The organism is Bradyrhizobium sp. 138 (assembly GCF_023074075.1).
Lineage (GTDB): Bacteria > Pseudomonadota > Alphaproteobacteria > Rhizobiales > Xanthobacteraceae > Bradyrhizobium.
The window spans coordinates 56770-80521 of sequence record NZ_JADPKT010000053.1 but is presented as its reverse complement, the minus strand read 5'-3'; the positions used below and the strand labels follow the sequence as shown (position 1 = coordinate 80521).

26 protein-coding genes and 1 pseudogene are annotated in these 23752 nt (G+C 64.9%); 10 read left to right on the top strand and 17 right to left on the bottom strand.

Going from position 1 to position 23752, the window contains the following annotated elements:
• Positions 1-10 precede the first annotated feature (10 nt).
• Both IVA79_RS18655 and IVA79_RS18650 read left to right on the top strand, forming a co-directional pair.
• Complete coding sequence (locus tag IVA79_RS18655) at positions 11-655, top strand: ThuA domain-containing protein (RefSeq protein WP_247555265.1); 645 nt, start codon at positions 11-13, stop codon at positions 653-655.
• Positions 652-1701 carry a LacI family DNA-binding transcriptional regulator gene (locus tag IVA79_RS18650; RefSeq protein ID WP_247555263.1) on the top strand — a complete coding sequence of 350 codons (1050 nt, stop codon included), beginning with the start codon at positions 652-654 and terminating at the stop codon, positions 1699-1701. The genes IVA79_RS18655 and IVA79_RS18650 overlap by 4 nt, the downstream gene beginning before the upstream one ends.
• Before the next feature lie 48 nt (positions 1702-1749).
• On the opposite strand, the gene IVA79_RS18645 is transcribed toward IVA79_RS18650, so the two are convergent.
• Both IVA79_RS18645 and IVA79_RS18640 read right to left on the bottom strand, forming a co-directional pair.
• Positions 1750-2067, bottom strand: a complete 318-nt coding sequence (locus tag IVA79_RS18645; RefSeq protein WP_247555260.1) for a hypothetical protein — start codon at positions 2065-2067, stop codon at positions 1750-1752.
• Between the two features lie 110 nt (positions 2068-2177).
• Entirely contained in the window at positions 2178-2630 is a 453-nt protein-coding gene (locus IVA79_RS18640; RefSeq protein ID WP_247555258.1) for an Hsp20 family protein, read from the bottom strand.
• Between the two features lie 330 nt (positions 2631-2960).
• Between IVA79_RS18640 and IVA79_RS18635 the strand changes: the two genes are divergently transcribed.
• A complete protein-coding gene (locus tag IVA79_RS18635) occupies positions 2961-3185 on the top strand; it encodes a hypothetical protein (protein ID WP_247555256.1) in 225 nt (74 codons plus the stop codon).
• A complete protein-coding gene (locus IVA79_RS18630; RefSeq protein ID WP_247555254.1) occupies positions 3182-3361 on the top strand; it encodes a hypothetical protein in 180 nt (59 codons plus the stop codon). The genes IVA79_RS18635 and IVA79_RS18630 overlap by 4 nt, the downstream gene beginning before the upstream one ends.
• A gap of 4 nt (positions 3362-3365) precedes the next feature.
• Here the strand turns inward: IVA79_RS18630 and IVA79_RS18625 are convergent, their stop codons facing one another.
• Positions 3366-4253, bottom strand: a complete 888-nt coding sequence (locus IVA79_RS18625; RefSeq protein WP_247555252.1) for a hypothetical protein — start codon at positions 4251-4253, stop codon at positions 3366-3368.
• A gap of 165 nt (positions 4254-4418) precedes the next feature.
• Here IVA79_RS18625 and IVA79_RS18620 point away from each other — a divergent pair, with 165 nt between their 5' ends.
• A complete protein-coding gene (locus IVA79_RS18620) occupies positions 4419-5606 on the top strand; it encodes a CoA transferase (protein WP_247555251.1) in 1188 nt (395 codons plus the stop codon).
• Here the strand turns inward: IVA79_RS18620 and IVA79_RS18615 are convergent.
• On the bottom strand, positions 5603-6325 hold the full coding sequence (locus tag IVA79_RS18615; protein ID WP_247555249.1) for a DUF72 domain-containing protein: 723 nt from the start codon (positions 6323-6325) through the stop codon (positions 5603-5605). The two genes, IVA79_RS18620 and IVA79_RS18615, sit on opposite strands and share 4 nt — an antisense overlap.
• Positions 6326-6418: 93 nt before the next feature.
• On the opposite strand from IVA79_RS18615, the gene IVA79_RS18610 reads away from it, so the two are divergent.
• The gene (locus IVA79_RS18610) at positions 6419-6637 is read left to right on the top strand and encodes a hypothetical protein (RefSeq protein WP_247555247.1); all 219 of its coding nucleotides are present in this window, start codon (positions 6419-6421) and stop codon (positions 6635-6637) included.
• A gap of 6 nt (positions 6638-6643) precedes the next feature.
• On the opposite strand, the gene IVA79_RS18605 is transcribed toward IVA79_RS18610, so the two are convergent.
• From IVA79_RS18605 to IVA79_RS18590, 4 genes are all read right to left on the bottom strand, one after another.
• Positions 6644-7792 (bottom strand): amidohydrolase, encoded by a 1149-nt coding sequence (locus IVA79_RS18605; protein WP_247555243.1) that lies wholly within the window; start codon positions 7790-7792, stop codon positions 6644-6646.
• A gap of 277 nt (positions 7793-8069) precedes the next feature.
• Positions 8070-9158, bottom strand: a complete 1089-nt coding sequence (locus tag IVA79_RS18600; RefSeq protein WP_247555240.1) for a mandelate racemase/muconate lactonizing enzyme family protein — start codon at positions 9156-9158, stop codon at positions 8070-8072.
• Positions 9159-9311: 153 nt separating this feature from the next.
• Positions 9312-10505: a M20/M25/M40 family metallo-hydrolase gene (locus IVA79_RS18595; protein WP_247555237.1), complete on the bottom strand. Its 1194-nt coding sequence runs from the start codon at positions 10503-10505 to the stop codon at positions 9312-9314.
• A 33-nt stretch (positions 10506-10538) separates the two neighbouring features.
• Complete coding sequence (locus tag IVA79_RS18590) at positions 10539-11780, bottom strand: MFS transporter (protein WP_247555235.1); 1242 nt, start codon at positions 11778-11780, stop codon at positions 10539-10541.
• Positions 11781-12046: 266 nt separating this feature from the next.
• Between IVA79_RS18590 and IVA79_RS18585 the strand changes: the two genes are divergently transcribed.
• Positions 12047-13465 carry a TAXI family TRAP transporter solute-binding subunit gene (locus IVA79_RS18585; RefSeq protein WP_247555391.1) on the top strand — a complete coding sequence of 473 codons (1419 nt, stop codon included), beginning with the start codon at positions 12047-12049 and terminating at the stop codon, positions 13463-13465.
• A 111-nt stretch (positions 13466-13576) separates the two neighbouring features.
• Here the strand turns inward: IVA79_RS18585 and IVA79_RS18580 are convergent, their stop codons facing one another.
• From IVA79_RS18580 to IVA79_RS18560, 5 genes are all read right to left on the bottom strand, one after another.
• Entirely contained in the window at positions 13577-13978 is a 402-nt protein-coding gene (locus tag IVA79_RS18580; RefSeq protein WP_247555234.1) for an avidin/streptavidin family protein, read from the bottom strand.
• A 10-nt stretch (positions 13979-13988) separates the two neighbouring features.
• Positions 13989-15521 carry a CYTH and CHAD domain-containing protein gene (locus tag IVA79_RS18575; protein ID WP_247555232.1) on the bottom strand — a complete coding sequence of 511 codons (1533 nt, stop codon included), beginning with the start codon at positions 15519-15521 and terminating at the stop codon, positions 13989-13991.
• A gap of 212 nt (positions 15522-15733) precedes the next feature.
• A complete protein-coding gene (locus IVA79_RS18570) occupies positions 15734-16174 on the bottom strand; it encodes a CBS domain-containing protein (protein ID WP_247555230.1) in 441 nt (146 codons plus the stop codon).
• Positions 16175-16335: 161 nt separating this feature from the next.
• Positions 16336-16638, bottom strand: a complete 303-nt coding sequence (locus IVA79_RS18565) for an HGGxSTG domain-containing protein (protein ID WP_247555228.1) — start codon at positions 16636-16638, stop codon at positions 16336-16338.
• Entirely contained in the window at positions 16635-17288 is a 654-nt protein-coding gene (locus tag IVA79_RS18560) for a hypothetical protein (protein WP_247555389.1), read from the bottom strand. The genes IVA79_RS18565 and IVA79_RS18560 overlap by 4 nt, the downstream gene beginning before the upstream one ends.
• 453 nt (positions 17289-17741) lie before the next feature.
• Here IVA79_RS18560 and IVA79_RS18555 point away from each other — a divergent pair, with 453 nt between their 5' ends.
• On the top strand, positions 17742-18725 hold the full coding sequence (locus IVA79_RS18555) for a tripartite tricarboxylate transporter substrate binding protein (RefSeq protein WP_247555226.1): 984 nt from the start codon (positions 17742-17744) through the stop codon (positions 18723-18725).
• A 34-nt stretch (positions 18726-18759) separates the two neighbouring features.
• On the opposite strand, the pseudogene IVA79_RS18550 reads toward IVA79_RS18555, so the two are convergent.
• Positions 18760-19008 (bottom strand): annotated as a pseudogene (locus tag IVA79_RS18550) (NUDIX hydrolase); the annotation flags it as partial.
• Positions 19009-19125: 117 nt separating this feature from the next.
• On the opposite strand from IVA79_RS18550, the gene IVA79_RS18545 reads away from it, so the two are divergent.
• Positions 19126-20238, top strand: coding sequence for a DUF1236 domain-containing protein (locus tag IVA79_RS18545; RefSeq protein ID WP_247555224.1), 1113 nt, complete (start codon positions 19126-19128; stop codon positions 20236-20238).
• Between the two features lie 42 nt (positions 20239-20280).
• Here IVA79_RS18545 and IVA79_RS18540 read toward each other — a convergent pair whose 3' ends face one another.
• The gene (locus IVA79_RS18540) at positions 20281-21243 is read right to left on the bottom strand and encodes a lytic transglycosylase domain-containing protein (RefSeq protein ID WP_247555223.1); all 963 of its coding nucleotides are present in this window, start codon (positions 21241-21243) and stop codon (positions 20281-20283) included.
• Between the two features lie 177 nt (positions 21244-21420).
• On the opposite strand from IVA79_RS18540, the gene IVA79_RS18535 reads away from it, so the two are divergent.
• The gene (locus IVA79_RS18535) at positions 21421-22455 is read left to right on the top strand and encodes a L,D-transpeptidase family protein (protein WP_247555221.1); all 1035 of its coding nucleotides are present in this window, start codon (positions 21421-21423) and stop codon (positions 22453-22455) included.
• Positions 22456-22463: 8 nt separating this feature from the next.
• On the opposite strand, the gene IVA79_RS18530 is transcribed toward IVA79_RS18535, so the two are convergent.
• Positions 22464-22739 carry a hypothetical protein gene (locus IVA79_RS18530; RefSeq protein WP_247555218.1) on the bottom strand — a complete coding sequence of 92 codons (276 nt, stop codon included), beginning with the start codon at positions 22737-22739 and terminating at the stop codon, positions 22464-22466.
• Between the two features lie 77 nt (positions 22740-22816).
• Positions 22817-23674 (bottom strand): VOC family protein, encoded by an 858-nt coding sequence (locus IVA79_RS18525; protein ID WP_247555215.1) that lies wholly within the window; start codon positions 23672-23674, stop codon positions 22817-22819.
• Positions 23675-23752: the final 78 nt, after the last annotated feature.

Below are 23752 nucleotides of genomic sequence, written 5' to 3'. Positions count from 1 at the left end.
GGGAATGACCATGCGCAAGGCAATGATTGTGTGGGGTGGCTGGCCGGGACACGATCCCGATCTCTGCGCCTCGATGTTTCGAGGCTGGCTGAAGGCGGAAGGTTTTGAGGTTCGGATCGAGACGACGACGGCGGCATTCGCCGATCCGGCGATCCACGATCTGTCGCTGATCATCCCGATCTACACGATGTCGAAGATCGAGAAGGCGGAAGCGCTCAACCTCTGCGCGGCGGTGCGCGGCGGCGTCGGGCTTGCCGGCCATCATGGCGGCATGTGCGATGCCTTCCGCGAGTCGGTCGATTACCAATTCCTGTGCGGCGGCCAGTGGGTCGCCCATCCCGGCAACATCATCGACTACAAGGTCGACTTGACGAAACCGGATGATCCCATCATGACGGGTCTGAAGAGCTTCGAGCATCGGTCCGAGCAATATTACATGCATGTCGATCCCGCCAACGAGGTATTGGCAACGACGACTTTCACCGGCGAGCACGCGCCTTGGATCGAGGGCGTGGTGATGCCCGTGGTGTGGAAGAAGCGCTATGGCGCGGGGAGGGTGTTCTACTCCTCGCTGGGCCACCGCGCCTACGAGCTTGACGTGCCGGAGATCCGGACTTTGATGACCCGCGGCATGCTGTGGGCCGCGCGCGAATGACGGTTGGCGCGACCCAGCCGGTGATTCGAGCCACGCTCGAGGATGTCGCGCGCGCCGCGGGCGTTTCGCTCGCCACGGTCGATCGCGTCGTCAACCGGCGAGAGGGCGTCCACGCCAAGACCGTCGCGCGTGTCGAGGCCGCGGTGGCAAAGCTCGGCTATCGCGCCGATGTTGCCGCGGCCCGGCTCGCCCGCGGGCAGACGTTCCGCTTTGCCTTCGTGCTGCCGACCGGCAGCAACAGCTTCATGACCAGCCTGACCGAGCAGGTGGCTCGCACCGCCGACTGGCTCGCCGGCCAGCGCGGCTTCATCGATATCCACCATGTCGACGTGTTCGACCCCGATGTTCTTGCCGGTGCGCTGGAGAACCTCTCGCCCGCCTATCAAGGCGTCGCCGTCATCGCGCTCGATCATCCCAGGGTTCGCGCCGCGATCGACGACCTTGTCGCGCGCGGGATTGCCGTGGTAACCCTGGTGTCAGACGCACCCAGCTCGTCCCGCGTGCACTATGTCGGGATCGACAACCCGGCCGCAGGCCGCACCGCGGCGACGCTGATGGGGCGCTTCCTTGCGGGGCGCGAGGGCACCGTCGCCGTGATTGCGGGATCATTGTCGCTGCGTGATCACACCGAACGGCAGTTCGGCTTCCACCAGATCCTGACCAGCGAGTATTCGAACCTGTCCGCACTCCCGGTCATCGAGGGGCGCGACGACAGCGACCGCACGCGAAAACTCACGGCCGCGCTGCTCGCGCGTCATGCCGACCTCCGCGGCATATATTGCTGCGGCGCCGGAAACCGCGGCATCGCCGATGCGCTCGAGGCCTCGGGCCGCGCGCGCGAGGTGGTCTGGATCACCCATGAGCTCACCGAGTACACGAGGCGATTCCTGGTTCGCGGCACGCTCGACGCCGTCATCAACCAGGATGCCGGCCATGAGGCGCGGTCGGCGGCGCGAATCCTGCTCGCGCATTGTGCGGGCGAGCCGATCAGCCCCGACCAGGAGCGCATCCGCATCGATATTTTTCTGCGGGACAACCTGCCGTAATGGACAGCCAGCCTTCCTTGCCAGGATTGCGGCCGCGCGCTGATCAGATCACGGATCAAGCGTGGCGGCGGCCCATGGCCGCCGCAACCGCATCGGGACGCCGCCACGAGGCGGCGGGTCGTCGTCGTCATCGAGCTCGCGCAGCGCGGCGAGGATGTCTGCGAGCCGAACCGGGTGATCCATGCCCGGAATCTCGCGTAGCGCCGGATGGGATTCGACGGCGTACATGTCCGAGGCCCACGACGATAAAATGATCCGCTTCTCCGCTGTCGAGAGCTTGCCGTCGTCAAGGACGGCGTTCGGCGATGCATAATGCGCGGCGGGATGAAACAGTGGGCCGAGACCGCCCGTGGTGGCATTGGTCATCTCTGGTCTCCCTCTACACTCCTTTCGAAGGGATGGTTTGATCGGGCGGACGGCGAGGGGATCGCCATCCGCCGCGGTGGTCGCAGGCACGTCGACCGCGTCCGGCGCGATCAGGCGGCCTTCTTCTCGATCTGCGGTGACGCAGCGCCCGCGATCTGGATCCGGCGCGGCTTCATGGCTTCCGGAATCTCGCGCAGAAGGTCGATGACCAGGAGACCGTCCTGGAAAGCCGCCTGCTTCACCTGGACGTAGTCTGCGAGATTGAACACGCGGCGGAACGGGCGCGCCGCGATACCCTGATAGAGATATTCGCGGGTGGCGCTGTCGGGCTTGCGGCCCTCGATGGTGAGCGCATTCTGTTCGGCGGTCACGGTGATGTCGTTGACGCCGAAGCCCGCCACGGCCAGTGTGATCCGGTATTGGTCTTCGCCGGAGCGCTCGATGTTGTAGGGCGGATAATTGTCCTCGCCCGCCTGGCGCAGCGTGCTGTCGACGAGGTCGGCCAGATGATCGAAGCCGATGGTGGAGCGCCACAGCGGCGCGAAGTCAAAGGTGGTCCTCATACCAAGTCCTCCAAAGAGCAAGATGGATACGAAGGAGCGCAAGACTGGGAATCGGAAGCGGGTCCGAAGACCCCGGCCCGGCGCCCGCGCCGGACCCGATCGGGCATCCGGCACACCGCTCTCGCGGCGAAAAACGACTTAAAGCGGCGCAAAGACCTTGCAAGAGGGGACGCGAAAATTTTTTTGAGCGGCCCCCGGCGCGGTCGAGGGAGCAGCGAAACAGTGTCTTGACAGGATGATGCGCCTGAATATTTTTTTTGCGCCGGAAGATGTTTCTTCCCGCACCGCAAAATCGAAAAGGACCGTGAAAGACCGTCAGGAGTGACGACGATGCTCGATCAGGATTTCGCCCGCTTCCGCGCGCACCGTAATAATTTGTCTCGTTATCGACGCTTGCTGAAGACCAGGCTGTCGGACATTGAGCGCCAGTTTATCGAACGACGCCTCGCCGAGGAGCAGGCCGCGCTCGAGGCTTTCGCCGCCGATGCCTTCGCCGTCGCATTCAGCCTTCCGAACATGCCATCGGTGTCCACTGCTGCGGGAGCGGAACGATGAGCGACGTCCACAACCTCCTGATCCGCGGCAGCGAGAAGGTGATCGGGCACTATCGCATGTTGCTGGCCAGTGCCAGAAGCGAGAGTGAACGCGAGCTCTACCGCGCCCGGATCGCGCGCGAGCAGCGCCTGCTTGATACGCTCCAACATGGCTTGGTGGATCGATCGGCGGCGTGAGGAACTAGCCCTCGTACTGGTCCGGTCCCATCGCCCACAGCGACTGGTCGTGGCCATACGCATAGTTGCGGTTGTTGAGCGCGGGATTGCGGTTGACCATCGGCCGCATGAACATCGGATGGGTGGCGCTGCGCACCTCGTGCTCGACCGTGAACAGCGGCTTGCCGCTGTCGAGGTCGACGATGTCGCAGAAGCGGTACTGGTATTGATTGTCCTCGCGCGAGACTAGCTTGCGCGCCAGGAGCTTTCGGTACGGGCCGGAGAAATCGGTGATGTACATCTGCACGTGATGCCCGTCATAGTCGCCCTGCGACCGATCGGTCTCGCGGAACAGCAGATGCTGGTTGCGGCCCGTCTTCACGGCGGCGACCGTGCCGTCGCCATTCCACAACTCCGATGGCATGCCCATGATCTCGGGGTAGAAGGCGCAGATGCCGCCTGCCGATCCCATGGGCACGTCGAACGCGACATAGGGAATGCCGAGCGCGATGCGCCCGAAGCGTGCGGCGTCGGGTTCGTAGCAGCGCAGGCGGTTGCCCCACGGACAGATCGCCTCGACATGGTCGTTGCGCTCTGCAAAGGCGAACGCCGTGCCCTCGAGCTTCTTCGCGACCGACGCAAGCCGCGCCAGCAGCGCCTCGCGGCCCGCGATGACCAGCCCGACATGGCCGCGCAACACCTGCGCCCTGCCGCTCGGCAGGTGAAACTGGCTCCGTCCGGCGTTGATCCACATGTTGGTGTCGGACACCATCAGATAGGGATCGCGGGTCAGTCCGAGCCCTGCGACATAGAACAGGGTAGCGAGGCGCTGATCCGGAACCTGAATGTTGACGTGCTCGAAATGGATGGCATTGCCGAGATCTTCTGCGGATCGGTCGAATTGTTGCGGCATGGATGGGGGCTCCGGCTGGGGATAGTCAGGTGCATACTAGAATAGAATTTCCGCCGGCCGAAACGGGGCGCCGATCAAATATCGAGAGCAGCGCACAATGCCGGTTGCCACCTTGCCGTGGCAACCGTTCCCTGTAATCTCTGCAAAACATCAGGGAAGGGATCGATGCGGGGAGTTCTGGAGGGCGTGCGTGTCCTCGATTTCGGGCGCTACATTGCGGGCCCCTATTGCGCGACCCTGCTGGCCGAGTTCGGCGCCGAGGTCATCCGCGTCGAAAAGCGCGACGGCAGCGAGGATCGCTTCGTGGCGCCGGTCGGGGAGGGCGGCGAAGGCGCGCTGTTCCTCCAGGTCAACCGCAACAAGAAATGCATCACGCTCGATCCGATGAAGGTGGAGGGGCAGGAGGTGATGCGTCGCCTGGTTGCGACCGCGGACGTCGTCGTCGCCAATCTACCGCCGCAGACCCTGCGCGCGATGAAGCTCGACTACGAGTCCTTGAAGGCGATCAAGCCCGACATCATCCTGACGACGGCGACCGCGTTCGGCGGGCCGGGGCCGTGGTCCGATCGCGTCGGTTTCGACGGTGTCGGGCAGGTCATGTCGGGGTCGGTGTACATGACGGGCACCGGGGATCCGCCGTACCGCGCCGCGGTGAACTGGGTCGACTTCGGCACCGCGCTGCATTGCGCGTTCGGCACGCTCGCCGCTCTGATCGAGCGCGGCAAATCCGGGCGTGGGCAAATCGTCGAGGGCGCGCTGCTCGCGACCGCGCTGTCCTTCACCAATGCCACGCTGATCGAGCAGGCGGTGATCAACGTCAATCGCGTTCCGACGGGCAATCTCGGCCAGACCGCTGCGCCCGCAGACATCTACCGCACCCGGGACGGCTGGGTGCTGTGCCAGGTCACCGGACATCCCCTGTTCAAGCGCTGGGCGCGGCTGATGGGCGAGGAGGAGGTGTGGCTGAACGATCCGCGCTTTGCCGACGATATCAGCCGCGGCAACAACGGCCCCGTCATCAGCGAGCGGATGGCGCGCTGGTGCGCCGAGCGTACCACGCGGGAGGCCGTCGATGCGCTGGGCGAGGCCATGATTCCGACCGGGCCCGTGCTCTCGCCGCAACAGGCGCTGGACCACCCGCACATCCGCGCGGCGGGCTTCATGCAGGACGTCGACTATCCGGGTCTGCCGAAGCCCGCACCGGTGTCGCGTGCCGCGGTCCGGCTGTCGGAAACGCCGGGTGAAATCGAAACCCGCCCCCCAACGCTCGGCGAGCACACCGATCTCGTCCTCGGCGAGCTCGGCTATGATGCGGCCGCGATCGCGGCGCTTCGGCAGGGCGGCGTCATCTAGAGCAATTGCTTCAACGCCTGCGCGTCGGCTGGCGCCGCGCTCTTCTGGTCATTGTCGAAATAGACATAGACGTCGCAGCCCTGCCGCTTCCAGGACTTGATGCGCTTGGCCCATTGCGCCAGCGTGGCCTTGGTATAGTGCCCGTGATAGCGCCCGCTTGGCCCGTGTCCGCGCACATAGACGAAATCCGCGGTGCGCTTCCAGGGCGAAGGCGCGTCGTGATGATCGGACAGGCAGAGCGAGATGTTCTCGTCCGCCAGCATGCGCAGGATGCGCGGCTGATACCAGCTCGGATGACGGAATTCGAAACTGTAACGCCGTTTCCGCGACAGCAGCTTGAAGAAGGCGGCGAGGCGGTCGGCATTCGCCTCGAATTGCGGCGGCAGCTGGAACAGGATCGGGCCGGCCTTGCCGCCGAGCCGTGAGACGCGGTCCTCCAGCAGCTCGAGACTGTTGACGGAGCGCTCCGACAGGCGCTTCCAGTGCGTGATGAATTTGGACGCCTTCCAGGCGAAGACGAAATCGCGGCCGGTCTGCTCGCGCCAGCCTTTCACCGCTTCTGGCGTCGGGGTGCGGTAGAATACGCCGTTCAGCTCCGTGGTGTCGAACTGTCCGGCGTAATAGCGCAGCTGCTGCTTCAGCGTCACGCCCTCGGGAAAGAACGGGCCGCGCCAGGAATCGTAGTGCCAGCCGGAGGTGCCGATCAGAACGCGCGCCATGGTTCACGTGCCATCCGTCGCCATTTGCCGGGAAGGAACGTCCGGGCCGCCGATACGTTGCTCGTGAACTTTATCAACGCAGGACCGGAACCGATGTACGCGCTGTTCGAAGGCAACAAGCAGATCGGCGATCCCTTTCCCACCGAGAAAGAGGTGTGGGAGGCCGCCTTGATCGAAGGGCTGGTGACCGACGTACCCGTGGCCGACGAGGAGGGCGGCGGTCGGCTGCTGCCCGGGGGATATCACGTCGCGCGGGTCGATGAGACGTTCGCGCCGCGGCCGGACTGGAAGCTGCCGCGCGAGATCTCGTGAGCAGCTCTAGTTCGACGCCAGCGCCGCCTTGGCCACTTCGGCCATCCAGCTCGATGCCACCGGCAGGATCGCGTCGTTGAAATCGTAGCGCGGGCCGTGTAGCTCGGCGCCGTCGCGCAAGGGCCCGTTGCCGATCCAGACGAAGGCGCCGGGCCGCTGCTGCAAATAATGGGCAAAATCCTCGCCGGCCATGCTGGGCGCGAGGTCGCGCCGCACGGGCGCCCGCACTTTTTCCGCAGCTATGCGCGCGAGCTCCGCTTCAGCGGGCGTGTTGATTACCACACCCACACCCCAGACGATCTCCGGCGCGACCTTGACGCCGAAGCTCGTCGCGATCCCGGCGCAGGTGCGCTCGATCCCGTCGAGGATGATGTCCTTGACGGCGTCGCGGTGGTACCGCAGCGTGCCGCGGATGGTCACGTGTCCCGCGATCTGGTTCGGCGCGGTGCCGCCTTCGATCGTGCACAGTGACAGCACGGCGGTGTCGAGCGGATCGACGCTGCGCGAGGTGATCGCTTGCAGCGCCACGATCAGATGACCGGCCGCCATCACCGGATCGCGCGTCAGATGCGGCATGCCGGCGTGGCCGGCATGGCCCTCGATGGTGATGGTGATGCGCCCGCCGGAGGCCATGACGACGCCGTCATGCACGGCGATGGTGCCGGCGGCAAGGCCCGGCCAATTGTGAAAGCCGAATACGCGCTGCATCGGAAAGCGATCGAACAGCCCGGCCGCGACCATCGCGCGCGAGCCGCCAAAGCCTTCCTCGGCCGGCTGGAAGATGAAATCGACCGTGCCGCTCCAATCGGTGTCAGCGGCGAGCATCGCGGCGGCGCCGAGCAGCGAGGCGGTGTGTCCGTCATGGCCACAGGCATGCATCAGGCCCGATGTCTTGGAGGCGTAGGCAAGTCCGGTATCCTCGGTGATCGGCAGCGCGTCCATGTCGGCGCGCAAGCCGACACGGCTTTGCGCAGGCCCGCGCGTCAAGGTCGCGACGATGCCGTGGCCGCCGATGCCTGACTCGAAGGGAATGCCGAGCTCGGTGAGCTTGTCCTGCACGAAGGCGGCGGTCTCTTTCTCCTGGAGCGACAGCTCGGGATGCGCATGCAGGTGCCGGCGCCACGCGGTCAGTTTCTGGTGCAGCTCGGGTGTCAATGCAGGGGTCTCTCGCAAGATGTCGGTTGCCGCCACCATAGCGGATTATCCGTGCCCTGCATCAAGCGCCTTGGAATACCTCGCGTGCAGCAAAGCGATTTGCCTAAGCAATATCGAGCGAGAAGTTGCCGCGAAGACGGTGCGCTCCCTCCCCCGCTTGCGGGGGAGGGTTGGGGAGAGGGTGTCTCCGCGTTGGGAGTCCCCCAGAGGATAGAACCCTCACCCGCGCCTTCGGCGCGACCTCTCCCGCTTGCGGGAGAGGTTCAGGGCATCGAGCTTATGCCGCCAGCTTGGCCAGCCCCTTCCAGTCAAAGCTGATCCCGTGGCCGGGCCTATCAGGCGCCAGTGCCTTACCGTCCTGAAGCACCAGCGGGTGCTCGATGTACTTGTCGAGCCCGAAGCCGTGTGCCTCCAGATAGGAGCGGTTCGGGCAGGCCGCGAGCAGATGCACGGTGATGTCGTGCGCGCCGTGGCTGGTCACGGGCAGGTTGAAGGCTTCCGCCAGCCGCGCGATCTTCATGAAGGTGCTGACGCCGCCGCAATTGGTGACGTCGGGCTCGGGATAGGACACCGCGCCACTGGCGATATAGCTCTTGAACTCCCACAGCGAACGCAAATTCTCGCCCGCCGCGATCGGCACGCCGCCGGCCTGCATGATGCGGGCGTGGCCAGCGACGTCATCAGGGATGATCGGCTCTTCCAGCCAGGTCAGGTCATAGGGTACGAAGGCGCGCGCGGCACGGATCGCTTCTTCCACCGTCCATTTCATGTTGGCATCCGCCATCAGCGGAAAACCGTCGCCGAGGTGCTGTCGCATCGCGGAGACCTTCGCGACGTCGGCTTTCAGGTCGGGACGGCCGACCTTCATCTTGATCGCGCGAAATCCCTTGGCGAGATTGCCGTCGGTCTGCTTGAGCAGCGCATCGACGGAGAGATCGAGGTCGATGCCGCCGGCATAGCATGGCACCTGCGCGTCGAAACCGCCGAGCAATTGGTACAGCGGCAGCTTCGCGCGCCGCGCCTTCAGATCCCACAGCGCGATGTCGAGCGCGGAGAGCGCCAGCACCACCGGCCCGCCGCGGCCGCCATAATGCAGCGCCCACCAGACGTGATGCCAGATCGCTTCGGTGTCGTCGGCCTCGCGTCCCTCGATCAGCCCCGGAATCTCGCGCTTGAGAATGTCGGCGACAGCGCCGCCGTTACGGCCCACCGTGTAAGTGTAGCCAACACCTTCGGCGCCATCGGCATCACGGACGCGGCAGGTGATCAGCTCGAACGCCGCGATTTCGCCATGGGTGGAGTCGGAGAGCGTGATGGGGAGGGGGATCCGGTAGAAACCGGTCTCGATGCCTGCGATGTGTGGCATGTAGTCTCCCTTTTCTTTTTGTTTCGTAGTTTCGTAGGGTGGGTTAGCCGAAGGCGTAACCCACCACTGTTCATCCCGCGGAAGCAGAAGTGGTGGGTTACGCCAGCGGACTGCGCTTCGCGCAGCCGCTAGCTAACCCACCCTACAACACACTCACCGCATCGTCGCGAGCTGCACGGCCAGCGCGCAGGCCCGATCATATTCGTCGAGATTGATCCATTCGTCGATCGTGTGGGCCTCGTTCTGGCCGGCACCGAAGGTCACGGTCGGAATGCCGTGACGAACCATCCAGTTGGCATCCAGGCCGCCATTGGCCGCGCGCACGTTCGGAGTCCCGCCGACCGCGGACACCGCCTCGATCGCGCGTTTGACCACCGGCAGGCTCTCCTTCATGCGAAAAGGATAATAGTCGGTCTCCGCCTTGAACTTGACCTTGCCGGACTTGCCTTGCGCGTTCGTCACCTTCTTGGCCGCCTTCTCGAACGCGGCCTTGTAGGCTTTCGTGATCTCCTTGAAGAACTTTCCGTCGTGGCTGCGGCTTTCGCCGCGCACATGCACGTAATCGGTGACGACGTTGGTGGCATCGCCGGCTGGGCGACCCTCGCCGCCGGTGACGGGGCCGACATTGCTGGTGCCTTGCAGCTTGCCCTTCACCACCTTGCCGAACCAGCCGCCGGCCTTCACGTCCGCAAGCGCGAGCGCCATGATCATGGTCGAGGAGATGCCGCGCTCCGGCGCCACGCCGGCATGCGAGGCGCGGCCGAAGATCTCGACGGTCCAGCGGTCGGCGCCGACGGCGCCGATGACGACGTTGGAGGCGGAGCCGCCGTCATAATTGAACGCCATCACGGGCGAACCGAGCTCGTCCAGCTTGACGTGGCGCGCGCCGTAGAGCCCGCTCTCTTCGCGCACGCAGAACAGCAGCGTGATCGGCGGATGGTCGAGCTTCTGCTTGGCGAGCTCCGCCGCCAGCGTCACCAGCACGCCACAGCCGCAGCGATTGTCGCCGCCGAGCGCGGTCCTGGCTTCGTTGACAATCTTGCGCCCGGATTTCTTCGGCTTGGCGCCGGCGCAGAGCGGCACGGTGTCCATGTGGGTCATGAACATGATGCGAGGCTGGTTATGCAGCGCGCCGCGGCCGGGCAGGTCGACGATGAGGTTGCCGGTCTCAGTCGGCACCGGAATGCGCGTGTTGGCATCGTCGAGCCGGATCGCCTTCGCCGGCACACCGCTCTCCTTCAGCGCAGCCATGAGCTCGCGCCCGATCGCCGCCTCCTGTCCGGTCACGCCCTCGACGGCGAGGAACCGCATGAGGCGGTCGGTGGCGGCTTTGGTGTCGACAGGCATGAGTGATTCCTTTGGCGAACGGAGCAAGCCATCCTATGGGCTCCGCGAGGTGTAAGCCAAGAAGATCAGCACGCCGAACGCCAGCATGGCAGCCATGAACAGCAGCACCGCCGGCAATCCCGCGAGCGCCGCCACCGCGCCGGTCACCGACTGCATCAGCGCCGCGCCGAGAAAGAAGGCGAGGTTCATGGCCGCAAGCGCCTTGCCCGCCACTTGCGCGTCGACCAGTTGGCGGGACATGCCGAACAGCAGCGGCTGGGCGGAGGTCGCAAGACCAATCAGCACGAACAGCACGAGGTCGTATTGCGGCGGCATCACGGAAATGCCGAACAACAGGGAGACCGCATAATGTGGCGCCCCAAGCGCCATCAGCGCCAATAGCAGCGCCCCAATCATATGCGAGGCTGCCACCAGGTCGCGACGGCGGCCGAGCCTGCGGTCGACCATGCCGATGAGAAGCGGACCTATGATCATCGCCAGCGTGAACGCGCCGAGCTGGTTGCCGGCCTCGACCCGCGACAGGTCCTTGACCTGCATCAGCCACGGCCCGCCCCACAGGCCGCGCAGCACCAGCGGGGCTGCCAACGAGACCAGCGCCAGCGCGATCAGGCCGCGCAAGGGGCGCGAGAGGCCGAGCCTGAGCACCTCGATCATCTGCGCCAGCGGCGAGGATTCGTCCTTGTGCTCGGCCGGCTGGTTCGGCACCAGCGCGAACACCGCGAGTGCCACCGCGATTCCGCCAAGGGCGGACATCCAGAACCCGGTGCGCCAGCCGTAAGCGTCGACCACGAAGGCGAGCGGACTCGACGACAGCAGCATGCCGATATTGCCGACCGAGAGGATCGCGCCCGACCACAGCCCGAAGCGGCCTGCCGACAATTGCTTGGCCGCCAGCGTCATCGGGCACATCAGCATACCTGAGGTGGCGACCCCCAGCATGAACTGCCCGACTGCAAAGCTCGAAGGCCCCGTGGCAAAGCCCGACGCCACCGCGCCGAAGACGGTCCCCGCCAGCAGGCTCAGCGATACCGGTCGCACGCCAAACCGGTCCATCGCCGCACCGACCGGAATCTGCGCCGCGGCAAAGGCGAAAGGATAGATCGACGTGAGGCTGGCGAGGGCCTGCGGCTCGATGTGGAAATCCGCCGCCATGAGGTCGAGGCTGACCGCGGGAATGGTGCGCAGCAAGGTGGAGAGCATGTGGCCGCAGGCCAGTGCGACGAGTGCAAAGATCAGCGTGCGGGTGGCGGTGCCCGCGTCGTCGGTGGTGGCCATCGGCGTCCCGTCCCGAAATGATTTTGGATGGGCGTACATGATGGCGAGGCGGGCGCCAATGGCGGCAGCGCGCCCCCCTCATTCCGGATTGTGGCTTCAGCCGGCCTTTGCCAAGTGCCTCTGACCGTCATGGCGACGCGCCTGGCAGGCAATATTGCGGGCCTCAGGGGCCGGTCATGAACCAGGACGACCGCCAGACGTTATACCCGGGAAAACCTGGCATCCTGCCAAGCGGGAAGCGCCTTCATCTGCGGCCAGCGGCGCCAATGTCTTCGTCCGAGAGTACAGGTCAGACGACCAGCGAGGCGGCCCGTCGCGAGCGGAGGAGGAGTAATTTTTTGCTCCTGGTTCTCGTCGTGGGATTCCTTGTCTTTGGCGCCGCGGCGGGCGCACTTTATTATGCGTTGCGGCCGGACATCCTCCGGATCGCCGTTGGACCACCGGGCAGCGACGACTACAAAGTCATTCAGGCAATGGCCGATGCCTTCGGCGGCGAAAGTCGGACTGTCAGGCTGCTCCCGATCAAGACTGATGGAGCGGTGGAGTCTCTTGCTCTGCTTGGGGCTGGCAAGGCCGACCTCGCCGTCGGCCGCGGCGATCTGGACATGCCTGCGGAGGCGCAGACCGTCGCCGTCGTACGCAAGAACTTCGTCGTGCTGTGGGCTCCGTCTGGACCCGTCGGCAAAAGCTCGAAAAGAAAGTCCTTCCCGAGAATCAAGGAGGTCGCCGATCTCGCGGGGCGCCGCGTTGGCGTGATCGGCCGGACCCCGGCCAACGCTGCATTGCTACGCGTCATCCTCAGTGCCGCCGGAGTGGAGGCGGACAAGGTCGTCGTGACACATTTTGGCACGGACCAGACTGAGGAGTTGGCGCGGGACCCCACCATCGATGCGTTCATGGCGGTCGGGCCGCTCGACAGCAAAATCACATCCGATGCCGTGGCTGCAACGGCGCGGGTGCGCGGTGCGCCGAAGTTTCTCGCCATCGAGACATCGGAAGCGATCGCCCTGAAGCACCCCCGGTATGAAGCGGAGGAAATTCCACCCAGTGTCTTCAATGCGGATCCGGCTTGGCCGGGTGACAAGGTTGAAACAATCAGCGTCAGCCATCTCATCGTAGCGAGAAAGTCCCTGCCTGAACCGACGGTGGCCGCCTTTTTCCGCCAGCTCTTTGTCGTTCGCCAGGCGATTGCGAGGCAGGTGCCGGGGGCTGCGCACATTACCAAGCCGGACGTCGATAAGGACGCCGAACTGCCGGTCCATCGTGGAGCGGCGGCTGTGATCGACGGCAACGAACGAACCTTCCTCGATCGGTACGGCGATTACTTCTGGTTCGGGCTGCTGCTTCTCTCCGGGATCGGCTCGGCCGCCGCCTGGTTGCGTCGCTATTTGAACCGCGACGAAAGAGAGGAAACCAATAGCCACCGCAAGAGAATCCTGGCCATGGTTTCCAGTGCGCGCACCGCGGGATCGAACCAGGAGCTTCTGGTTTTGCAGGGCGAGGCCGACGCCATCATAGGTGAAACGCTCGAATGCTACGATGACGGCGCTATCGAGCAAGACGAACTCGCGGCACTTGGTCTGGTGCTCGGGTTGTTGAGCAATGCTATCGCGGAGCGACGAGCCGCGTTGCAGCGCGCCAACTTCGAGCCCGTTCGAGGCGCGGCGACCGCGCCGCGCGGATGAGGCGATCATCTGACGCTGCCGCTGTCGATCTCCGCGACGGCCGCGCGCCAATGGCGGCAGCGGGACGCCGTCATTCCGGAATGTGACTTCTCCGGATCACTGCGTGAAAGATCAGGTACGGGTAGCACCGCTTGAGATCCGTTCGAACGTATCCACGTTCATCGTCACGGCGCGCCACCAGTTCACCGGCTTCAGCTTTGCCGGCTCGCCCTCCCTGAACGCGCTCAGCGCCTGGTCTGCGATCACGAACCATGCGGTTTGCATTTTTCCGTCACGCAGCAATCCGGTATAGGAGACGGCCCTGTCGCCCGTCGCGGAGGCGCCCACCGCGACGAGGGCAATGCAATTGCCTTGGTGAAAGCCGGTGATCGGCACCGCTTGCCCGTAAAAGCCGCTGTCCTCGAGTGCGGTCTCGAAATTGCCCTCGATGCGGCCGTTGGCATCGTCGGTGATGCGCAAGATTGAGCCGAATTGATTCCGCCAGTTGCCGACCCAGGTCATGTCGGTTTTCATGCCGCTTCTCCTACGCTCTCTCATTCGGCACCGCGCGCAGCCGGTGTAACCGATGCAGCTGCTTTGCTGCCTCCTTCACCAGGCCGTCGGCCGCCTCGCGCTCCTGGCCGACGATGACCCCCGATGCGAAGGCTTGGGCGCGGCGGTGCGCAGGCGGCGCCGTCAGCGCTGCCTCCGTTGCCAGCTCGCGGTGCGCCATGAAGTCGTTCAGCGATCCCAGCGCGGATTGGATCTGCTTCAGCCGGTCGGAGAGGTCCGCAAGCTCCTTCTGGCCGCGACGGCCGTAGAGGCTCTCGAAGAAGTCGACGGCGTAGCGAATCTTCTTGATCCTGATCCGCAGCTTGTGGCGCTGCATCGGCTCGAGATCGTTCAGTCGCTTGCCCTGCTTGCGCGCCTTGCGGATGCGCCGATCGAGCACCTTTGCGGCATAGGCGGTGATCGAGCGATCCTCGTTGCGACCATCATTGACGTGAGGCCGCCCGGCTTCAATCCACGCGATCACGTCGATCAGCAGGCGGCGGTATCGGGCCGACATGATTGCGTCGCGTGCACGGCTGAACGCCGCCTGTCGTTGCCCTGAGAACCTCTTGCGGATCGCGCGGGCGCCGCGTCTCGGCACGCCGTGCTCGGTGATCGGCCTGATGCTCTCCGTCAGGAATACGTCGATTTCACGCGCCGGCGCCAGTTCCCCCGTGAGCCATTTCAGCTCGGTCTTGATCCGCGCGGTGCTCGCCCGCGGCAGGACGTCGGCGAACAGCGATATGGCCGCGCGCAATCGCCGCAGGCCGACGCGCATCTGATGGACACCCTCGGCGTCCATGTCGCGCACAGGGTCGGCGTTCGCCGTGATCTGACGCAGTGTCGAATGCGCGATCGTGCGGAAGGCCTCGCGCGGCGGGAGCTCAGCCTTCAGCGCGATTGGCTCGGCATGCTGCGCACCGCCACCGCTTGCCGCGACGAGCTGGTAGCCTCGTTCGGCCTTCGAGCGCAGGTCGAGCTCTGCACCCGTTCTGCGTTCGAGATCGCGGGCGAGGCGGAACAGGTCCGCGACATGTCCGGACTTCAGTTCCAGCTCCAGCTCGGCAACGGCGCGTGACTTCCGCCCGGCGCTGATGCGGCCACGGTCGACCGCAAGTTCGATCCGGCTGTTTCGGACGCGCCGCCCCTGCGCCATGCGATGAATGTCGGTCTGGAACAGCGGCCTCAGCTTGCGGGGAAGCTTTCCGCCTGCAAGATCCCGCAGCGGCGTGTGCCTCGCTTTGTCCAGGTCGGGGCTTGCATCGGAAATCTCGTGCTCCCACTCGCCGCGCGTCAGGCCGCCCGTGCCGCCTGCTTTCACGGTTTGCACGTAACGGCCCTCGATCTTGCGGACACGCAGTGTCAGGCCATGGCGCCTGAACTTGTGCTTGCTCGTATCGTAGTAGGTCGACACCAGCGACTGCTCAGACGGAGCGCGGCGCCGCCCGCTCGAGCCGCCGCTCCGCAACACTGACGACAGCTTGCGCGGCGCGACGCGGAATTTCAGCTCCGTTTCTGCGGTCATGGCGAATTCTTCCGTTTGCCGACTTCAAAGTGATGCCGGCGCGGGAAGTTCCACGTACCGCGATCATCTCGATCCGGACCGCTGCTGCGCTCCCAGGGGGCATGGAAATTTCACGGAACGTGGCGCGCGCGATCGCGATACGCCTCCCTGTGCAGCAGCAACTGCCGTGCGGCCCTTGCGCTGCCGCACGGCGTCTGTGTTGGAACGCTGCTTCAGCCGGTGATGCCGCCCGCGTGTTGCCCGCCAGCCTGCGAAATTCCGTGCAGCGCCGTCGCGGCACCATCGCCGGGCCTGCACACGGCGACGTCGCCGAGCGCGATGATGCCGACCAGCCGCTTGTCGCGATTGAGCACCGGCAGCCGCCGCACCTGGATGTCGGCCATGTTGCGGGTGACCTCATCGATGTCCTGGTCCTCGAAGCAGTATTTGACATCTGCCGTCATGACGTCACGGACCGAGGAATCAGGCCCCAGGCCCATTGCTATCCCCCGCGTGGCGATATCGCGGTCCGAGATCATTCCGACCAGGCGATCGTTCTCGGCCACCGGCAACAGTCCGACATTGAGCGCGGCCATGGCCTCGGCCGCCTCCTTGATGCTGTCCTGGGGAGTGCACAGCTGCACGTCGGGTGTCATTGCGTCGCTGACTCTCATGGCAAATCTCCATCGCTGATAGGCGGCCAACACAAAGCGCAGACGGACGTTCCACCAGGAGCGTGTCACGGAAAGTGGAAAATTCATGGAGCAATGATGTCGGGCCCGAAGGCGCGATGCTCGAGAGCGACAACGCATCTGACGGAACATCCACGCTTTGTCTAACTAGATTGCCCCTTCGCCGGCAGGCTGTCTGACGCCAGTTCCGCCAGCAGCTTTTCCGCCTCGCCGAGCAGCGTCCGGATCGCCCTTCGCTCCGCGATCCGCTCCCGTGTGAAGGCGCCATGCTTGCGCGCATTGCGGTTTCTCCGCGGCGCGCCCGATCCCGCGGCGCCGCCATGCATGCGGCAGCGGCGCTTGCCGCGCACGGCCGGCGCGCGGCAGGCGAGGCCGCCGCGCGTGCCGGCGCCGCAGCGCGGGCTTGCTGACATCGCGCTCGTGTTGCGGATGTGATCGGCACTCATGCGGTGGCGCCTGTCGTCGCTTCGGCCCGGTCGTGCTTGGATTCGCCGGCTTCGCGCGACGGGACCAGTCCTGCGTCTATCGCGGTGCCCGGCTCGGCAACCGTCAGATGCGCATGCTGTGCGACGTTCCCCACGATCGCACTGCCGCCGTCCTGCACCGACAGGTTCTGCACCGTGATCGGGCGCTCACCGTTGCCGCGGTGGCGGTTGAGAGCCTCCATCTGGGCCGCGAAGGTGCGGGCCAGCCGGGTCAATGCGCGGGAAATGCCTTCTTGCTGCGGGATGCCTTCCGCAAAGGCGAGGCGGCAGGCAAAGCGCATAGTCGCGACGTGGACGGACACCATCTGCGCCGTCAGCATGGCTTCGAGGGAATCCCGTGGCGCGATGCTCTTCATCATCGAGATCATGAAAGCGAGATTGGCCTCATCGGGCTCCTGCAGGATCACGCTGGCTTTCATCAATTGCTTCAGGATGCCATGCAGCGCGTCGCTGTCGACGGCACCGAGCGCCTCGGCCATCAGGCGTTCGCCGGTCTCCGCGTCCGGATGCTGAATTGCGATTCGTTGTCCGGTGAGCTTGACCCGCGGGGTGGGCCTGCTGCCGTACCTGGGGACGGGAGTCGTGCTGTTGCGTGTCATGGCTGTTGTCATGTCGATATGTCCTTTGGGTCGACGGCACGCGCGAGCAGGCCCGCTGGTGCGAAGCCGACCCGCGCAGTTGCCGTGCGGCGGTTGTGTTTTCAGATGTCGATGCAGGGCTTGTGCGCGATCGAAGCGAGGCACACATGGCTGTGGAAGCCGTTTGCTCACGCAGATCGCGATGATGCCAGTATGCCCCTGTTTTGCCCGACGAGTCAAAATCGATTTCGCAACATCCGAAAGAATGTTGCCTCCCGTTAAGTCCTTGTTCCGACAGGGGCCGTCTACTGTGCATGGGGTTGTTTTCGCATTTTTTGTTTGGAGGCGGCGCGCGCCTGCCGTGCGGCGGAATGCCGGCGCGGAAACGCGATTGCGAAATCCAGCGCGGCCACTATTCATGATCCTCGGATGCGTCGCACCAACAAGCCTGCACAAGCGGCGCCGTGAAGTCTGGGGAGAGAACCAATGCAACGAACCGCCCGCCTGCTGGCAGTCATCGCCGGATTGTGTGCCTCTGCACTGTCGACAGAGGCCGTGGCGCAGAAATATCCGGTGCGGCCGGTCAAGGTCATGGTCGGCTTCAGCGCGGGCGGTCCGGTCGATGTCGTCGCACGCATCATCGGCGACCGCTTAGGCAGCAAGCTCGGGCAGCCCTTCGTGGTCGAGAACCGCGCCGGCGCCAACGGCATGATCGCCGCGGAGGGCGTCGCGCGTGCGGAAGGCGACGGCTATACGATGCTCGCCTGCAACTCGTCCACGATCACGCTCAACAAGACGCTGTTCAGGGATATCCGCTACGACCCGCAAGGCGACTTCGCGCCGCTCACCACCGTCGTGTCGGCACCGCTCGTGCTCGTGGTCAATCCGGAGAATCCCAAGACGGCCAACGTCAAGACCGTGGCCGATCTCGTCGCAGCCGCAAAGGCCGCACCCGGCGCACTGCCTTACGGCTCGGGCGGCAACGGCAACCTCGCCCATCTCGCCATGGAGCTGCTCAGCCAGAAGGCCGGCATCAAGCTGATCCACGTGCCTTATCGCGGCGGTTCGGCCGCCGAGGTCGGCATTCTCGCGCAGGAGGTGCTGGCGGTGTTCGATCCGCTCTCCGCCGTGCCGCTGGTCAAGGCCGGCAAGCTGCGCGCGCTCGCGGTGTCGTCGGCCGAACGGCTGCCGGCGCTGCCCGATGTGCCGACCGTTGCGGAAGCAGGCTATCCCGGCTTCGACATCTCGTTCTGGGTCGGCTTCTTCATGCCGAAGGCGACGCCCGCGCCGATCCTGGAGACGCTGCACCGGGAGATCGTCGCGGCGGCCAAGGATCCGGCGGTCGCGGAGAAGCTCGGATCGCAGGGCGTCGTGAGCGTGCTCAGCCCGTCCGAGTATGCGGCGAAGATCGCCAAGGAGACGAAAGAGCTCGCCGAGGTGGTGACGGCCGCGAACATCAAGGCGGAGTGAGACGCGGTCGGCGAGCGCAAGCAGGAACGAGGCGCTAATCGCCGCCGAGCAATTGCTCCAGCCGGTCGAGCAGCGGGCGTTGTCCTGCGTTGATCCTCGTACGCGCCTCTTCGAGCGTGAACCATTCGGCACGATCGACCTCCGGGAAGGTCTGTCGGTTGCCACTCCGAGGCGGCCATTCGACCTCGAACGTGTTGCTGCGAATGCTGCGCATGTCGAGATCGAGCTCGGCCGCGAATGCGGTGACGAGCTTGCCGCCGCGCTGCTTGACCTGATCCAGCGATGGCATTGCAGGTTCCGCGCAGGCGTGGAGGCAGCCTTTTGGCTCGGGAAAAAGTGGAACGGAGCGTCTTAGCGCAGGTTAGTAGCCAACGTTCATTTAGATCAAAGGGAGTGAACCATGATCCGCCTGTTGGCAACCACCGCATTGGGGCTGGTGCTGGCGAACGCCGCTTTCGCGCAATCACCCAGCACGAACACGAAGCCCAATCAGACACCGCAATCCCAAACAAATTCCACGGCGCCAGCGACGACCTCGCCATCCGACACGCAGCAGACCACATCGCAGCCGCAGCAACCACCGGCGACAGGAAACGCGGCACAGACGACGCAGAGCACCGCGCCGTCGTCTGGGCCTGCCAATCCCGGCTCCGGCACATCCAACAACGCCGCGAACAGCACGGACACCTCGCGGCCGCAGAGCGGCACGGCAAGCTCGAACACGACCGGCAATCAGCCGGCGGCCCAGCAGAGCGCCAACCCGCCACCGGCGAACACGAACCAGGCGCAGGATCGGTCCAATCCGCCGCCGACCACCAGCAATCAAGCCCAGCAGGCGCCCGCAGCGGCCGGCAACCAGGCCCAGCAGGCGCCGAATGCGCCAGCCAGCAATCAGGCCCAGGGTGAACGGGCCGGTACCGGCTCACAGGGGGCCGCGCAGACCGATGTCAATCTCAACCGGCAGCAGGAGACCAGGATCAGCACCTCGATCTCACGCCTGAACGTTCGGCCCGTGACCAGCGTCAATTTCTCGCTGAATGTCGGAACGGTGGTGCCGCGCGACGTGCATCTCTCGATACTGCCGCCTGACGTCGTGGAGATCGTGCCGCAATATCGCGGCTACAGCTTTGCGCTGGTCAAGGATCAGATCGTCGTGGTCGATCCCGCGACCTACAAGATCGTGACGGTGCTGCCGTATTCGGGGCAATCCACGGCGACAACGACCACGCGCGAGCGCAGCGCCAGCAAGTTCTCCGATCGTGATCGCGAGGTGATCCGCAAGCACGCGAAGACCCGCACCGAAGGGCGGAGCGAGGCACGGACCACCGGCAGCACGGCGCGCACGGATATCCGCGTCGGAGACCGTCTCCCCGAGAGCGTCGAGGTGGAGGAATTCCCGAGCACGGTCTATCGGGATGCGCCTGGCTTGCGGGAATACCGCTACATCCACCGCGACACCCGGACCTACGTCATCGAGCCCGGCGAGCGTCGCGTGATCGAGGAGATCGACTAGCGTGATGGATATCGGAGCCACCCAAGCGGGTGGCTCCGAACACTAGCCCGACGGCCGTTCGCGTGATGCGAAGCGAACGGCGCGGGCCTTCGCGCTCTTTCCGGCCGCGCGTGCCGCGATCATGCTGTGTGCCTTACCACGGGCCGTGGCATTCTTCCGAAGCATAATCGCGAGCCGTTTGCGCGCGCGGTTCGTCGGTTGGCGCGTGGCGAGCTGTTCGGCCTTGCGAATGATGCTGGCAACCGAGGGCGTCAGGTTGACCGGAACCCAGGCGACGTCCTTCGTCTTCGAAAGACTGCCGATGCCTTCGCAAGGCGCTTCGCGCGGCAGGTCGATCCTGATCGCAAGGGCCTCAGAGCGTTCGGTCCAGTCCTCGGCCTTGGTGCCGGTGATGATGCGGACATAGTCGCGCGTCTCGCGCGGCAACTCGCTCTCTTTGGCAAGCCATTTCTGAACGCGGCCGGGACCGGCGTTATATGCCGCCGCTGCGAGGCCGAGATTGCCGAAATCGTCACGCAGCTTGCGCAGGAATTTGGCCGATGCAGGCAGCGCCTTCATCGGATCGAAGGGATCGTCGAGCCCGACTTCGGCGGCCGTCTCCGGCATGAACTGCGCAACGCCCCGTGCGCCGGCGTGGCTGATCTCGTTGGACTTGAAGCGGCTCTCCTGCCAGAGCAGGCGGGCAAAGAAGGGAACGGGGATGCCACTGGCCTCGGCAGCCTCGCGAAGCGCGTGGCAGAATTTGTCCGTCGGTGTAAGTGGCACCGAGGCGACAGGTTCGGCCGCACGCGGTGGCTCGATTGTTTCCTCATACGCCGCGCGTGCGTTGGCGAGCTCCAGGGCCTGCACGTTGGCAAGGAAGAGCTCGACCACAGGAACAAGTGACGAGGCATGATTGTTCTTGAGAACGGCGGTATCGATAGTTGATGTTTGCCGGGACGCCGACGGATCGAGGTCGCACATCAGAACCAGAAACGCGGCGCACGCCGCGACGACAAATCGCATTTGCTGGGACAACCTCGAACTGTGGGGTGAACGGCCAGCGATGCGCCGGCGATAGGACGTTCTTAAGCTTCCGATTGCGGCAAAGCTGCGATCTCGTTGGTTCCTTCGGTGTTACTACGGTGTTCCCGAAAAGAAACTGCCCGCGATTTTGCGGATCATTGTTTGGGACGAACGATCATGATGCGATGGATGCTTGGCGTGATGATGTCGCTGTGGATCATCTGCCCGGCGCTCGCAGGCAATCTCGATGCGAGAGCAGTGAACGACGCTGCGCGTCCGGAAAAGCAGCTGGCTGCCGACAAGATCAGCGCGCCGGTGACGAAGCTTCAGATCCTGCTCGATCGTGCGCAATTCTCCCCCGGCCAGATCGACGGCAAGCTCGGCGAGAACGCGCAGAAGGCGCTGAAGGCGTTTGCCGAACAGAATGGTGCCAGCTTCGATAAGACGATCGCTTCCGAACTTTGGGACAAGCTGAACGCAGCGAGCGAGGGTCCTGTCCTCGTCGACTACAAGATCACCGACGCGGATGTGAAGGGACCATATCTCAAAAAATTGCCGGCCAGGCTCGACGACATGAAGTCGCTGAAGGCCTTGAGCTACACCAGTTCGCTCGAAGGGCTCGCGGAAAAATTCCACATGAGCGAAGAGCTGTTGAGGGCGCTCAATCCGGGAAAGGCTTTCGACAAGGCCGGCGAGACAATTGCCGTGGCCAATTTGCCGGCGAGACGGGAGCTTCCGCGCATCGTTCGGATCGAGATCGACAAGACGCACGCGACGCTGAAGGCCTACGAGGGCTCTGGTCGGCTGGTGGCGTTCTATCCGGCGTCAATCGGCAGTCCGGATCGCCCGACCCCGACGGGGACGCTGAAGGTTACCGGCACCCATGAGCAGCCGACCTACCACTACAATCCGGAGTACAAGTTCAAGAGCGTCAAGTCCAAGAGGCCGTTCGACATCAAGCCGGGGCCGAACAATCCCGTGGGTTCGTACTGGATCGGTTTGTCGGCGCAGGGCTACGGCATTCATGGAACGGCGGATCCCGACAGGGTCAGCAAGTCCGCCTCCCATGGCTGCATCCGGCTGACCAATTGGGACGCGCGCGTGCTCGGCGAGAACGTCAAGCGCGGCACGCCGGTCGTCTTCCTCGATGCGCCGACGGAATCCTCCTCGAAGCAGCAGGGCAGGGCGGCCGCCAAGCGCGCCGCGAACTAGTCCTCGAACTAGTCCTTGGGGAAATCCTTGCGCATCGCGATCTCGGCGGCATCGCCGGGCGACAGCACGGTCTGCTCGAAGGCGGCTTGCGGCTTCGTCATGATGTCGTAGAGCGAGATGCCTTTGATCGGCTTGCCCATGAGCTCGCGGACGCAGTCGGCGAGCGTGCCGTTGTAGACGAGATAGGGTGGACCTCTGTCCTTCTGCCTCTCGCCCTTCAGCGACGGCCACTTCTTCAATTCGGCCGGCGCGTCATAGGCGATCGGCGATCCCTCTTTGAACATGCGTTTGGCCCCGATGGCGTGGATCTCGGAGAATCCTAAGGCCGCCGGGTAAACAGGCGTTAAAGAATTGGCTCAAATCAGCCGGCAATGAAGGCGAGCAGGGTGCCGTTGGCCTTGGCCGGCGGCACGCAGATCGCGGGTCCACTGCGCACGGCAGCGGAGCCCAGCGCCTTCTCCGTTGCCGCAAGATCGCCGCTGACGAGCACCAGCGCCGCGCCGCCCCGCTCGGAGAGGCTGGCGAGCGGCACGCCGGGATAGCGCTTGGCGAGCTGGTCCAGCGTCAAATAGACGAAGTCGGCGCGATCGCCGCCGGAGGGCACCGTGACCGCGCCATCGGCTTCAGCCTTCGGCTCACGGTCGATCAGCCGTCCCAAATGCGCGGCTTCCTGCGCGGGTTCGGGCGTTGCGATCAGCGTCTGCTTGATCCGCTTGGCCGCATTGGCGTGCGTCATCAGTTCGGGAATCCAGACCGTCTCGCGGGTCTTGTGCTGGCAGGCGAAGATGCGCACGCCGCCCGGCGCTTCCGCGGTCGGCCACATGAAGGTACGGAATTTCGCCGCCGAGACCGTGCCATCAGGCAGCATCACCGGCCGTTCGAAATCGGTCGGACCGATCGGCGTCAGGCCACGCGCGCGGATCTCCTCCGCGCCTGCGGCGGAATCGACCGCGGTGAAGGCGATGCGCTCGATGCCTTCGCCGCGCTTCTCGAGGAAAGCGCGCGCCGGTGCGTTGTGCTCGGTCGCAGCGAGCACGCCGAGCAGCTCCATATAGTCGGGGTCGAACATGATGGTGTAGTTGCCGGTGCCCATATGCGCACTATGCGTGCCGCGCGGCGAGATGGTGAAACCGAGCCGCCGGTAGTTCTCGGCCGCCTTGTCGAGGTCCTGCACCATGACCACGGCGTGGTCGATACCGATGACGTTGTTGAGGGCCACTGTTCTTTCCCCGCGAATGCAAACTGACTTCAGGCCGCGCCGGCGACCGCAGCTCTTGTCTACGCCGGATAGGCGGTC

Excerpts from the sequence above, each read along its gene's own strand:
- IVA79_RS18615 (WP_247555249.1), bottom strand. The coding sequence starts at position 6,325 with ATGGCGCGCGTTCTGATCGGCACCTCCGGCTGGCACTACGATTCCTGG.
- IVA79_RS18640 (WP_247555258.1), bottom strand. The coding sequence starts at position 2,630 with ATGAGGACCACCTTTGACTTCGCGCCGCTGTGGCGCTCCACCATCGGC.
- IVA79_RS18630 (WP_247555254.1), top strand. The coding sequence starts at position 3,182 with ATGAGCGACGTCCACAACCTCCTGATCCGCGGCAGCGAGAAGGTGATC.
- IVA79_RS18655 (WP_247555265.1), top strand. The coding sequence starts at position 11 with ATGCGCAAGGCAATGATTGTGTGGGGTGGCTGGCCGGGACACGATCCC.
- IVA79_RS18575 (WP_247555232.1), bottom strand. The coding sequence starts at position 15,521 with ATGACCGCAGAAACGGAGCTGAAATTCCGCGTCGCGCCGCGCAAGCTG.
- IVA79_RS18595 (WP_247555237.1), bottom strand. The coding sequence starts at position 10,505 with ATGCCTGTCGACACCAAAGCCGCCACCGACCGCCTCATGCGGTTCCTC.
- IVA79_RS18625 (WP_247555252.1), bottom strand. The coding sequence starts at position 4,253 with ATGCCGCAACAATTCGACCGATCCGCAGAAGATCTCGGCAATGCCATC.
- IVA79_RS18545 (WP_247555224.1), top strand. The coding sequence starts at position 19,126 with ATGATCCGCCTGTTGGCAACCACCGCATTGGGGCTGGTGCTGGCGAAC.
- IVA79_RS18635 (WP_247555256.1), top strand. The coding sequence starts at position 2,961 with ATGCTCGATCAGGATTTCGCCCGCTTCCGCGCGCACCGTAATAATTTG.
- IVA79_RS18565 (WP_247555228.1), bottom strand. The coding sequence starts at position 16,638 with ATGAGTGCCGATCACATCCGCAACACGAGCGCGATGTCAGCAAGCCCG.
- IVA79_RS18580 (WP_247555234.1), bottom strand. The coding sequence starts at position 13,978 with ATGAAAACCGACATGACCTGGGTCGGCAACTGGCGGAATCAATTCGGC.
- IVA79_RS18585 (WP_247555391.1), top strand. The coding sequence starts at position 12,047 with ATGTCTTCGTCCGAGAGTACAGGTCAGACGACCAGCGAGGCGGCCCGT.
- IVA79_RS18570 (WP_247555230.1), bottom strand. The coding sequence starts at position 16,174 with ATGAGAGTCAGCGACGCAATGACACCCGACGTGCAGCTGTGCACTCCC.
- IVA79_RS18645 (WP_247555260.1), bottom strand. The coding sequence starts at position 2,067 with ATGACCAATGCCACCACGGGCGGTCTCGGCCCACTGTTTCATCCCGCC.
- IVA79_RS18610 (WP_247555247.1), top strand. The coding sequence starts at position 6,419 with ATGTACGCGCTGTTCGAAGGCAACAAGCAGATCGGCGATCCCTTTCCC.
- IVA79_RS18560 (WP_247555389.1), bottom strand. The coding sequence starts at position 17,288 with ATGACAACAGCCATGACACGCAACAGCACGACTCCCGTCCCCAGGTAC.
- IVA79_RS18650 (WP_247555263.1), top strand. The coding sequence starts at position 652 with ATGACGGTTGGCGCGACCCAGCCGGTGATTCGAGCCACGCTCGAGGAT.
- IVA79_RS18535 (WP_247555221.1), top strand. The coding sequence starts at position 21,421 with ATGATGCGATGGATGCTTGGCGTGATGATGTCGCTGTGGATCATCTGC.
- IVA79_RS18530 (WP_247555218.1), bottom strand. The coding sequence starts at position 22,739 with ATGTTCAAAGAGGGATCGCCGATCGCCTATGACGCGCCGGCCGAATTG.
- IVA79_RS18600 (WP_247555240.1), bottom strand. The coding sequence starts at position 9,158 with ATGCCACACATCGCAGGCATCGAGACCGGTTTCTACCGGATCCCCCTC.
- IVA79_RS18540 (WP_247555223.1), bottom strand. The coding sequence starts at position 21,243 with ATGCGATTTGTCGTCGCGGCGTGCGCCGCGTTTCTGGTTCTGATGTGC.
- IVA79_RS18555 (WP_247555226.1), top strand. The coding sequence starts at position 17,742 with ATGCAACGAACCGCCCGCCTGCTGGCAGTCATCGCCGGATTGTGTGCC.
- IVA79_RS18620 (WP_247555251.1), top strand. The coding sequence starts at position 4,419 with ATGCGGGGAGTTCTGGAGGGCGTGCGTGTCCTCGATTTCGGGCGCTAC.
- IVA79_RS18590 (WP_247555235.1), bottom strand. The coding sequence starts at position 11,780 with ATGGCCACCACCGACGACGCGGGCACCGCCACCCGCACGCTGATCTTT.